At 70.6% G+C, this 10058-nt stretch carries 10 protein-coding genes and 1 pseudogene; 6 read left to right on the top strand and 5 right to left on the bottom strand.

Annotated elements, in window-relative coordinates; translation table 11 throughout:
- Positions 1–106: pseudogene (locus IE275_RS45325) on the top strand (ABC transporter); the annotation flags it as partial.
- A complete protein-coding gene (locus IE275_RS45320; RefSeq protein ID WP_189718556.1) occupies positions 103–894 on the top strand; it encodes an ABC transporter permease in 792 nt (263 codons plus the stop codon). The pseudogene IE275_RS45325 and the gene IE275_RS45320, both read left to right, overlap by 4 nt.
- A 148-nt stretch (positions 895–1042) precedes the next feature.
- Here the strand turns inward: IE275_RS45320 and IE275_RS45315 are convergent, their stop codons facing one another.
- The 4 genes from IE275_RS45315 to IE275_RS45300 form a co-directional block, all read right to left on the bottom strand.
- Positions 1043–2167 carry a GuaB3 family IMP dehydrogenase-related protein gene (locus tag IE275_RS45315; protein ID WP_189718555.1) on the bottom strand — a complete coding sequence of 375 codons (1125 nt, stop codon included), beginning with the start codon at positions 2165–2167 and terminating at the stop codon, positions 1043–1045.
- A 104-nt stretch (positions 2168–2271) separates the two neighbouring features.
- On the bottom strand, positions 2272–3777 hold the full coding sequence (gene guaB, locus IE275_RS45310; RefSeq protein WP_189718554.1) for an IMP dehydrogenase: 1506 nt from the start codon (positions 3775–3777) through the stop codon (positions 2272–2274).
- A 155-nt stretch (positions 3778–3932) separates the two neighbouring features.
- Positions 3933–4520, bottom strand: a complete 588-nt coding sequence (locus tag IE275_RS45305) for a sigma-70 family RNA polymerase sigma factor (protein ID WP_189718553.1) — start codon at positions 4518–4520, stop codon at positions 3933–3935.
- Between the two features lie 629 nt (positions 4521–5149).
- Positions 5150–5761: a response regulator transcription factor gene (locus IE275_RS45300; RefSeq protein WP_003948568.1), complete on the bottom strand. Its 612-nt coding sequence runs from the start codon at positions 5759–5761 to the stop codon at positions 5150–5152.
- Positions 5762–6140: 379 nt separating this feature from the next.
- Here IE275_RS45300 and IE275_RS45295 point away from each other — a divergent pair, with 379 nt between their 5' ends.
- A complete protein-coding gene (locus tag IE275_RS45295) occupies positions 6141–6470 on the top strand; it encodes a WhiB family transcriptional regulator (protein WP_057584636.1) in 330 nt (109 codons plus the stop codon).
- A gap of 99 nt (positions 6471–6569) precedes the next feature.
- Here the strand turns inward: IE275_RS45295 and IE275_RS45290 are convergent, their stop codons facing one another.
- The gene (locus IE275_RS45290; RefSeq protein WP_189718552.1) at positions 6570–7478 is read right to left on the bottom strand and encodes a LysR family transcriptional regulator; all 909 of its coding nucleotides are present in this window, start codon (positions 7476–7478) and stop codon (positions 6570–6572) included.
- 80 nt (positions 7479–7558) lie between these two features.
- Here IE275_RS45290 and IE275_RS45285 point away from each other — a divergent pair, with 80 nt between their 5' ends.
- From IE275_RS45285 to IE275_RS45275, 3 genes are all read left to right on the top strand, one after another.
- The gene (locus IE275_RS45285) at positions 7559–8227 is read left to right on the top strand and encodes an MOSC domain-containing protein (RefSeq protein WP_189718551.1); all 669 of its coding nucleotides are present in this window, start codon (positions 7559–7561) and stop codon (positions 8225–8227) included.
- A gap of 111 nt (positions 8228–8338) precedes the next feature.
- Positions 8339–9112: an SDR family NAD(P)-dependent oxidoreductase gene (locus IE275_RS45280; protein ID WP_189718550.1), complete on the top strand. Its 774-nt coding sequence runs from the start codon at positions 8339–8341 to the stop codon at positions 9110–9112.
- Positions 9113–9202: 90 nt separating this feature from the next.
- Positions 9203–9910 carry an ester cyclase gene (locus IE275_RS45275; protein ID WP_189718549.1) on the top strand — a complete coding sequence of 236 codons (708 nt, stop codon included), beginning with the start codon at positions 9203–9205 and terminating at the stop codon, positions 9908–9910.
- The last annotated feature ends 148 nt before the right edge of the window (positions 9911–10058 follow it).

The following is a 10058-nucleotide window of genomic DNA, read 5'->3' as shown; positions in this document are numbered from 1 at the left end:
CGACGAACTGACCGTCCACACCCCCGACCTCGACGACGTCTTCTTCGCCCTCACCGACACCGGCGTGCCCGCCCGGAACGACCAGCCCAAGGAGAACGCCCGATGAGCACCCTGACCCTCGCCGTCCGCGATTCGTCCACGATGCTGCGCCGCAACCTCCTGCACGTGCGGCGCTACCCGTCCATGACGCTGAATCTGCTGCTCACGCCGGTCATGCTGCTGCTGCTCTTCGTCTACATCTTCGGCGATGTGATGAGCGCCGGCCTCGGCGACGGTGGTGCCGGCCGGTCCGAGTACCTCGCGTATCTCGTCCCGGGCATCCTGATGCTGACCATCGGCGGCACCACGATCGGCAGCGCGGTGTCCGTCTCCATGGACATGACCGAGGGCATCATCGCCCGCTTCCGCACCATGGCCATCCACCGCGGCTCGGTGCTCGTCGGACACGTCGTCGGCAGCGTGCTGCAGTGCGTGATGAGCGTGATGCTCGTCGGGGCCGTCGCCGTGGCGATCGGATTCCGGTCCACGGACGCCACCGTCCTGGAGTGGATCCTGGCGGTCGGGCTGCTGGCGCTCGTCTCCCTGGCGCTCACCTGGATCGCGGTCGGGATGGGCCTGTCCAGCCCGAACCCCGAGGCGGCCAGCAACAACGCCCTGCCGCTGATGGTCCTGCCGCTCCTGTCCAGCGCCTTCGTGCCGGTCGACGCGATGCCGGGCTGGTTCCGGCCGTTCGCCGAGTACCAGCCGTTCACCCCGGCCATCGAAACCCTGCGCGGCCTGCTGCTCGGCACCGAGATCGGCCACAACGGGTGGCTGGCCGTGGCCTGGTGCCTGGGGCTGGCCGTCCTCGGCTACGTCTGGTCCACGTCGCTGTTCGACCGCGACCCGAAGTAGCGCGACGTTCGACCGCGACCCGACGTAGCGCGACCTGAACCAGCGCGACCCGAACCGGCACGATCAGAAGCAGCACAAGAGGCGGGGTGCCCACTCACCGGCAGTGAGTGGGCACCCCGCCTCCGCGTCATGATCCGCAGGAAAGGCCCTAGCGACGGTGGACCGAGTCCGCGACCGTCACCTCGACGCGCTGGAACTCCTTCAGCTCGCTGTAGCCGGTGGTGGCCATGGCGCGGCGCAGGGCGCCGAAGATGTTCATCGAGCCGTCCGGGATGTGCGACGGACCGGTGAGGATCTCCTCGATGGTGCCGACGGTGCCGAGGTCGACCTTCTTGCCGCGCGGCAGTTCCTCGTTCACCGCCTCCATGCCCCAGTGGTGGCCGCGGCCGGGCGCGTCGGTGGCGCGGGCGAGCGGGGAGCCCATCATCACGGCGTCGGCGCCGCAGGCGATCGCCTTGGGGAGGTCGCCGGACCAGCCGACACCGCCGTCGGCGATGACGTGCACGTACCGGCCGCCGGACTCGTCCATGTAGTCGCGGCGGGCCGCGGCGACGTCCGCGACGGCGGTGGCCATCGGGACCTGGATGCCCAGCACATTGCGCGTGGTGTGCGCGGCGCCGCCGCCGAAACCGACGAGGACGCCGGCCGCGCCGGTGCGCATCAGGTGCAGCGCCGCGGTGTAGGTGGCGCAGCCGCCGACGATCACCGGGACGTCGAGCTCGTAGATGAACTGCTTCAGGTTCAGCGGTTCGGCGGCACCGGAGACGTGCTCGGCCGACACCGTCGTACCGCGGATGACGAAGATGTCCACGCCGGCGTCGACCACGGCCTTGGAGAACTGGGCCGTGCGCTGCGGGGAGAGCGCCGCCGCGGTGACCACACCCGCGTCGCGCACCTCCTTGAGACGCTGCCCGATCAGCTCTTCCTTGATGGGAGCGGCGTAGACCTCCTGGAGGCGGCGCGTCGCCGTCTCCGCGTCCAGCTCGGCGATCTCGTCGAGCAGCGGCTGCGGGTCCTCGTAGCGCGTCCACAGGCCTTCGAGGTTCAGGACGCCGAGGCCGCCCAGCTCCCCGATGCGGATCGCGGTGGCCGGGGAGACGACCGAGTCCATGGGGGCTGCCAGGAAGGGCAGCTCGAAGCGGTAGGCGTCGATCTGCCAGGCGATCGAGACCTCCTTCGGGTCCCGCGTACGGCGGCTGGGGACGACGGCGATGTCGTCGAAGGCGTACGCCCGGCGGCCGCGCTTGCCGCGCCCGATCTCGATCTCAGTCACGTGTGTGGCCTTTCCCTGATGCGTTCAGCGTCTTCCAGTATCGCCGACGGGCACGACAAGGGCGGCCCCGGTGCGCCCGGGACCGCCCTGTGCGGAGCTGGTGACTACTTGTTGCGGCTGTAGTTCGGTGCCTCGACCGTCATCTGGATGTCGTGCGGGTGCGACTCCTTCAGACCCGCCGACGTGATGCGTACGAAGCGGCCCTTCGTCTCCATCTCCTCGATGGTGGCGGCGCCGACGTAGCCCATGGTCTGGCGCAGACCGCCGACGAGCTGGTGCAGGACGTTGGCGAGCGGACCGCGGTAGGGCACCTGGCCCTCGATGCCCTCGGGCACGAGCTTGTCGTCGGAGGCGACCTCGGCCTGGAAGTAGCGGTCCTTCGAGTACGACCGGCCCTGGCCGCGGGACTGCATGGCGCCCAGCGAGCCCATGCCGCGGTACGACTTGAACTGCTTGCCGTTGATGAACATCAGCTCGCCGGGGGACTCCTCACAGCCCGCGAGGAGGCTGCCCAGCATCACCGTGTCGGCGCCGGCGGCCAGCGCCTTGCCGATGTCGCCGGAGTACTGGAGGCCGCCGTCGCCGATCAGCGGGACGCCGGCCGGACGGGCCGCGAGGGAGGCCTCGTAGATCGCGGTGACCTGCGGGACACCGATACCGGCCACCACGCGCGTGGTGCAGATCGAACCGGGGCCGATGCCCACCTTGATGCCGTCCACACCGGCGTCGATCAGGGCCTGCGCGCCGTCGCGGGTGGCGACGTTGCCGCCGATCACGTCGACGTTCACGCTCGACTTGATCTTCGCCATCCAGCTGAGGGCGTTGCTGTTGTGACCGTGCGAGGTGTCGACCACGAGGAAGTCCACGCCCGCCTCGGCCAGGGCCTGGGCGCGCTCCAGCGCCTCGGGGCTCGCGCCGACGGCGGCACCGACGATCAGCCGGCCCTCGGAGTCCTTGGCGGCGTTCGGGTACTTCTCGGCCTTGACGAAGTCCTTGACCGTGATCAGGCCCTTGAGCAGACCCTGGTCGTCGACCAGCGGAAGCTTCTCGATCTTGTGCTTGCGCAGCAGCTCCATCGCCTCGACGCCGGAGATCCCGACCTTGCCGGTGACCAGCGGCATCGGCGTCATGACCTCACGGACCTGACGGGCGCGGTCGCTCTCGAAGGCCATGTCGCGGTTGGTCACGATGCCGAGCAGCTTGCCCGCCGGGTCGGTGACGGGGACACCGCTGATGCGGAACTTGGCGCACAGGGCGTCCGCCTCGGCGAGCGTCGCCTCCGGGTGCACGGTGATCGGGTCGGTGACCATGCCCGACTCCGACCGCTTGACCAGGTCGACCTGGTTGACCTGGTCCTCGACGGACAGGTTGCGGTGCAGCACGCCGACGCCGCCGAGGCGGGCCATCGCGATCGCCATGCGGGACTCGGTCACCTTGTCCATCGCCGCGGACAGCAGCGGGATGTTGACCCGGACGTTACGGGAGATACGGGACGAGGTGTCGACCGCGTTGGGGAGCACCTCGGACGCTCCCGGCAGCAGCAGCACGTCGTCGTAGGTCAGCCCCAGGGTCGCGAATTTGGCGGGCACTCCGTCGACGTTGGCAGTCATGACACCTTCCCCAAATGGCCTTGATCGGTGCGGATGTCCATGCTAACGGGAAGTGCGCCTCCCGAATTCCACGGTTGGACACCGCTCCGGGCTTCGTATGTTCGTACGGAACCGTCGGCGCGCCTGTTCACGGGCGGCCGGGGTCCGGGTCTTTTCTACTGTTCGGCGAGAGCCCGCAGCCGGCTCAGTGCCCGGTGCTGGGCCACCCGGACCGCTCCGGGTGACATTCCCAACATCTGGCCGGTCTCCTCGGCCGTGAGGCCCACCGCGATGCGCAGCAGGAGCAGCTCCCGCTGATTCTCGGGCAGGTTGGCCAGGAGTTTCTTGGCCCACTCGGCGTCGCTGCTGAGCAGGGCGCGTTCCTCGGGGCCGAGGGAGTCGTCCGGGCGCTCGGGCATCTCGTCCGAGGGGACCGCCGTGGAGCCGGGGTGGCGCATGGCGGCCCGCTGGAGGTCGGCGACCTTGTGGGCGGCGATGGCGAAGACGAAGGCCTCGAAGGGCCTGCCCGTGTCCCGGTAGCGGGGCAGGGCGAGGAGCACCGCCACGCAGACCTCCTGGGCGAGGTCCTCCACGAAGTGGCGCGCGTCGCCGGGCAGCCGGGACAGCCGGGTGCGGCAGTAGCGCAGCGCCAAGGGGTGGACGTGGGCGAGCAGGTCGTGTGTGGCCTGCTCGTCGCCGTCCACTGCGCGATGGACGAGTGCCCCGATGGTGCCCACGGCGGTGACCGCCTCGTCGTCGCGCATCGGTCCATGGTGCACTGCGGCACTTCCGTCCGCGGCACCGTGCCCTTCGTTGTGCACCGAAGCGTTATGAGCAGGTGCGCCGGTACTCATCCCCTGCGCCCTCCCCTTCCGCTCGACCGACTCGTTCCCGAGGAACTCCACACCTCAAGGATGCGGCATCCGCGGCGAAACGAGCAGCAGGCATCCGGCGGGACCCTGCGCCGGCCCCGCCCGCCGCCCGGCAGACGGGGTTCTCCGCCGCGCCTTCGACCCCGTCTGAGCAGGAAGGTTCACTCATGTCCCGCTCCTTCCGCTGAATGGCCGGCGAATCTCCGGCGCCCCGGAAACCGGGCCCGGTCCGCCGGACGGCCGAGCGTCCGCGCCGCCGCGCGCACCGGTCCGGGACCCGCGGGGCCCGGACCGCGGGAACGGGTCCTGGGGGGCGCCTTGTGGATCTTGCCGAGAGTCGCGGGCCCTCGCACGCGCATCCGCGGCGTTGTCGTCATTCGCCGACGTCCCCCAGCCTCCGGCCGGGGGTGCCCCCACCGCGTCGGCTCCCTCCGCCGCCTTGCGGCTGCCCGCACCGGACACCGCTCGGCTCAGCCGGAAGGCGCCGTCGACCGGAGCCGGCCCGATCCACAAGGCACCCCCTAGCGGACCAGTCCCCACCGGAAGCCGAGCGCCACGGCGTGCGCGCGGTCCGAGGCGCCGAGCTTCTTGAACAGCCGTCGGGCGTGGGTCTTGACGGTGTCCTCGGAGAGGAACAGCTCACGGCCGATCTCCGCGTTGGAGCGGCCGTGACTCATGCCTTCGAGCACCTGGATCTCACGCGCGGTGAGGGTGGGTGCCGCGCCCATCTCGGCCGAGCGCAGCCGGCGGGGGGCCAGGCGCCAGGTCGGGTCGGCGAGGGCCTGGGTGACGGTCGCCCGCAGTTCCGCGCGCGAGGCGTCCTTGTGCAGATAGCCGCGGGCGCCGGCGGCGACCGCGAGGGCCACACCGTCGAGGTCCTCGGCGACGGTGAGCATGATGATGCGGGCACCGGGGTCGGCGGACAGCAGCCGCCGTACGGTCTCGACGCCGCCCAGTCCGGGCATGCGTACGTCCATCAGAATGAGGTCCGAGCGGTCGGCGCCCCAGCGGCGGAGGACTTCCTCGCCGTTGGCCGCCGTCGTCACGCGCTCGACGCCGGGCACGGTCGCGACCGCGCGGCGGAGCGCCTCTCGGGCAAGCGGGGAGTCGTCGCAGACGAGGACGGAAGTCATGGCCGCCCTCCGCAGCTGATGCGCGTCACCTTGTGCCTCCAGGCTGGTACGAAATCGTCACCTGTGCGGTCGACCGTCTCGGACGCCTGCCCGAGCGTTTGTGTTTTCAACCGCCTCGCACTCTCAACGACGGTCACTCGAAAGAGTTACGGGGCTACGTGCACTCTTCGGCACTCTACGTGAGGGGGCGGACACGGTGGAGGCAGCCGCGCGGACCCTCAACCTTTCATCACAACCCATGCCCCATTTGGCGCCATTTCTTCCCTTTAGCTGGTGTCTGAGGCTAGATTCGCAATGAGTCATATTTTCATCTCCTTAGATCGTAGTTGTACGGTCGTGGGCACCGTATCCGCTCAGAACGGCTACAAGGGGTCACGCAATGGCAGATTTCTCCCGCCTTCCCGGACCGAACGCGGACCTGTGGGACTGGCAGCTTCTGGCCGCCTGCCGCGGGGTGGACAGTTCGCTCTTCTTCCATCCGGAGGGTGAGCGCGGGGCGGCTCGGAGCGCTCGAGAGAACTCGGCCAAGGAGGTCTGCATGAGGTGCCCGGTCCGCGCGCAGTGCGCGGCACACGCGCTGGCGGTCCGCGAGCCGTACGGCGTGTGGGGCGGGTTGACCGAGGACGAGCGCGAGGAGCTGATGGGACGGGCGCGCAACCGTCTGGTGTCGGCGTCGTCGGGCGCGAGAGACACCGCCTCGAACACATGAAGGAACGTTTCTGCACGCTCCTGTGAGGGCTGCGGGGTTCCCCGAGAACGGCGGGCACGCGTGTGTGCCCGCCGTTTTCGCTGTCCGGCGCGGGCCGGATCAGCCGCGCGCGGCGGCGCGCTCCAGCTGCTCGAGCGTCGCCGCCACCGCCGGCACCTGGGCCAGGTCGGGCAGGGTGAGCGCGACGATCTCCCGCCGGACGGCCGGTTCCAGCGTCACCGCGCGTGCGCCGCGGGGCCGTACGGACTCGATGGCGAGGCCGGGCAGGACGGCCACGCCGAGGCCGGCGCCCACCAGGCCGACGACCGCCGGGTAGTCGTCGGTGGCGAAGTCGATCCGGGGCGTGAAGCCCGCGCGCTCGCACACCTCCACCAGCTGACCGCGGCAGCGCGGACAGCCCGCGATCCACGGCTCGGCGGCGAGTTCGCCGATGGTGACAGACGCCGACGGCCCGGTGCGCGCGAGACGGTGCCGTTCCGGGACGAGCGCGACCAGCCGGTCCGCCAGCAGCGGCCGTACGACCAGGTCGTCCCACTCCTCGGCGGCGCCCGCGCGCGGGTAGCGGAAGGCGAGCGCGACATCGCAGTCGCCGGCTCGCAGGATGTCGACCGACTCGGGCGGTTCGGCCTCCTCCAGGGAGACCCGGGTGCCCGGGTGGGCGGCGCGCAGCGCGGCCAGAGCGGTGGGGACGAGGGCGGAACTCCCGCTGGGGAAGGAGACCAGACGGACCCGGCCGGCGCGCAGTCCGGCGATGGCGGCGACCTCCTCCTCGGCGGCGGTCAGCCCGGACAGGATGCCGGCCGCGTGCCGCACGAGGGCCTCACCGGCCTGCGTCAGCCGCATCTCGCGGCCGCTGCGCACCAGCAGGGGCGTGCCGACGGAGGCCTCCAGGGCCTTCATCTGCTGACTGACGGCCGGCTGCGTGCAGCCCAGCTCGCGCCCGGCGGCCGAGAAGGAGCCGGTGGCGGCGACGGCGCGCAGCACACGGAGATGACGGGCCTCGATCATCCTGTGAGCATAAGCGCAGCTTGGGTACGGCGTCGAAAAATGCGTCGACACTTTGATCAGTGGTCACGTACCGTGCCGTTATGAGGCTTCTGTCAGTCAACCTGGGCCGTCCGAAGAGCGTGCCCTACACCGACAACCCCCAGGGCGTGACCGGCATCGACAAGCGGCCGGCCGAGGGGCCGGTGCGGGTCGCCGCGCCGGGTCCGAAGGGCGTCGCGGGCAGCGGCCTGGCCGGGGACGCGGTGTGCCATCTGCGCCATCACGGCGGCGACGACCAGGCGGTGTACGCCGTCGCGCGCGAGGACCTCGACGACTGGGAGCGCGAGCTGGGACGCACCCTGGGCAACGGCGCGTTCGGGGAGAACCTCACCACCGCCGGCCTGGACGTCTCGGGGGCACGGATCGGCGAGCGCTGGCGGATCGGGCCGCAGGTCGTGCTGGAGGTGACCTCGGGACGGATCCCCTGCCGCACCTTCCAGGAGCACCTGGGCGAGAAGGGCTGGGTCAGACGGTTCACCGCGAAGGCGGCGACGGGCGCGTACCTGCGGGTGATCGAGCCGGGTGAGATCCGCGCGGAGGACGCCATCGAGATCGTCCACGTCCCGGAGCACGAGGTGACGGCCCGGATGGAGTTCCAGGCGACCACCACCCACCGCGAGCTGCTGCCCCGGCTGCTGGCGGCGGGGGACGCCCTGCACCCGGAGGCGCGGGCCGCCGCCCGCAAGTACCTGGCGCAGCACGGCGGCTGAGCGACCGTCAGTGAAAGGGGGCGGAAAGAGGGGGCGCGCACCCGTTCTTCACCTTCGGGAGGCCGCGTGCAGAGAGCGGACGGGAACAGTCCGGGTCACTAACCTTCTGCCATGACAACGGCTCTGATTACGGGTTCGACCGCAGGCATCGGTGCCGCGTTCGCGCGCAGACTGGCGGCGGACGGGCACGATCTCGTCCTCGTGGCACGGGACACCCAGCGGCTGCGCGAGCAGGCGACCGAACTGCACGACCGGCACGGCATCGAGGCGGAGGTGCTCACCGCCGACCTCGCCACCGACGGCGGCATCGAAGCGGTGGCCGCCCGGCTCGGCGACCGCAAGAACCCGGTCGACCTGCTGATCAACAACGCGGGCTTCGGCAACAAGGGCCGCTATCTCGACGTGTCCATGGCCGACGAGCTGCGGATGCTCAAGGTGCACTGCGAGGTGGTGCTGCGGCTGACCTCGGCGGCGGCCACGGCCATGCGGGAGCGCGGGCGCGGCGGTGTGGTCAACGTGGCCTCGGTCGCGGCGTTCGTGCCGCGCGGGACGTACGGGGCGTCGAAGGCGTGGGTCGTGCAGTTCACGCAGGGCGCGGCGAAGGACCTGGCGGGCAGCGGGGTGCGGCTGATGGCACTGGCCCCGGGCTTCGTGCGCACGGAGTTCCACGAGCGGGCCGGGATGGGCACGGACAACATCCCCGGCTGGATGTGGCTGGACGCGGACAAGCTGGTCGCGGCGGCGCTGGCGGACCTGGCGCGCGGCAAGACGCTGTCGATCCCCGACCCGCGGTACAAGGCGCTGATGGGGTTGGTGAAGGTGACGCCACGGGCGCTGCTGGGCGGGATCTCCTCCCGGACCGGCCGGAAGTACGGGCCCCGGTAGCGGCCCCGGCGGCAGACGGGTGACGTCGGCGCTCCGGTGGGAAGATGGGCGTGTCAGAACACCGGACCCAGGGGGACCGGAGGCGGCGTCATGACGTTCGTACAGCTCATCGACTGCAAGACCAGTCGGTTCGACGAGATGGACCGGCTGATGGACACCTGGGTCGAGCAGACCAGGGGAAAGCGGACGGCGACGCACGCGGTGGTCGGCAAGGACCGCTCGGACGCGTCGCACTTCATCGAGATCGTGGAGTTCCCGTCGTACGAGGAGGCGATGCGGAACTCGAACCTCCCGGAGACCGACAAGATCTTCCGGGAGCTGGTGGCCCTGTGCGACGAGATGCCGACGTTCACGGACCTCGACGTCGTACGCGACGAGAAGATGTACGGGGCGACCGCGCGGCGGTTCTACGAGACGGTGGGCACCCGGGGCGAGCTGCCGCCGCTCGACGACCTGTTCGCGGAGAACTACCACGACCACGATCCGTCCAACGAGCAGGACGTCATGGGCATGGACGCGATACGGCGCGAGATCGAGATGTGGCGGGGCGGCTTCGACATCACCTTCACCGTCGAGGACCAGGTCTGCGAGGACGACCGGGTGTGCACCCGGTGGACCTTCAACGGCACGCACAAGGGTGAGTTCATGGGCCTCGCCGCCACCGGCCGGAAGGTCTCCATGACCGGGTCGACCGTTTTCCGGTTCAACGAGGGCGGCAGGATCGCCGAGGGCTGGTGGCAGTACGACCGCCTCGGGCTGATGGCGCAGCTGGGCGCCCTGGACGCGCTGGAGACGTGAGAGCCGTACCCGGCCGCACACCACCGGACCGCACGGGAGACCTGAGAACCACACACCACCGGACCGCCCGCGAAGGGGGAAGCCCCCGCTCCGTCACTTCCCTTCTAGTGGTTGTTGCAACACCCCAGTTCAGGGGACGCGTTGGACT

It is taken from the genome of Streptomyces phaeofaciens (assembly GCF_014648915.1).
Taxonomy (GTDB): domain Bacteria; phylum Actinomycetota; class Actinomycetes; order Streptomycetales; family Streptomycetaceae; genus Streptomyces; species Streptomyces phaeofaciens.
The sequence above is the reverse complement of the archived record's forward strand: the minus strand, read 5'-3'. Positions and strand labels throughout refer to the sequence as shown.

Bases quoted from the DNA above. Each gene is read 5' to 3' on its own strand.
- IE275_RS45320 (WP_189718556.1), top strand. From the start codon at position 103: ATGAGCACCCTGACCCTCGCCGTCCGCGATTCGTCCACGATGCTGCGC.
- guaB (WP_189718554.1), bottom strand. From the start codon at position 3,777: ATGACTGCCAACGTCGACGGAGTGCCCGCCAAATTCGCGACCCTGGGG.
- IE275_RS45305 (WP_189718553.1), bottom strand. From the start codon at position 4,520: ATGCGCGACGACGAGGCGGTCACCGCCGTGGGCACCATCGGGGCACTC.
- IE275_RS45300 (WP_003948568.1), bottom strand. From the start codon at position 5,761: ATGACTTCCGTCCTCGTCTGCGACGACTCCCCGCTTGCCCGAGAGGCG.
- IE275_RS45295 (WP_057584636.1), top strand. From the start codon at position 6,141: ATGGCAGATTTCTCCCGCCTTCCCGGACCGAACGCGGACCTGTGGGAC.
- IE275_RS45290 (WP_189718552.1), bottom strand. From the start codon at position 7,478: ATGATCGAGGCCCGTCATCTCCGTGTGCTGCGCGCCGTCGCCGCCACC.
- IE275_RS45285 (WP_189718551.1), top strand. From the start codon at position 7,559: ATGAGGCTTCTGTCAGTCAACCTGGGCCGTCCGAAGAGCGTGCCCTAC.
- IE275_RS45280 (WP_189718550.1), top strand. From the start codon at position 8,339: ATGACAACGGCTCTGATTACGGGTTCGACCGCAGGCATCGGTGCCGCG.
- IE275_RS45275 (WP_189718549.1), top strand. From the start codon at position 9,203: ATGACGTTCGTACAGCTCATCGACTGCAAGACCAGTCGGTTCGACGAG.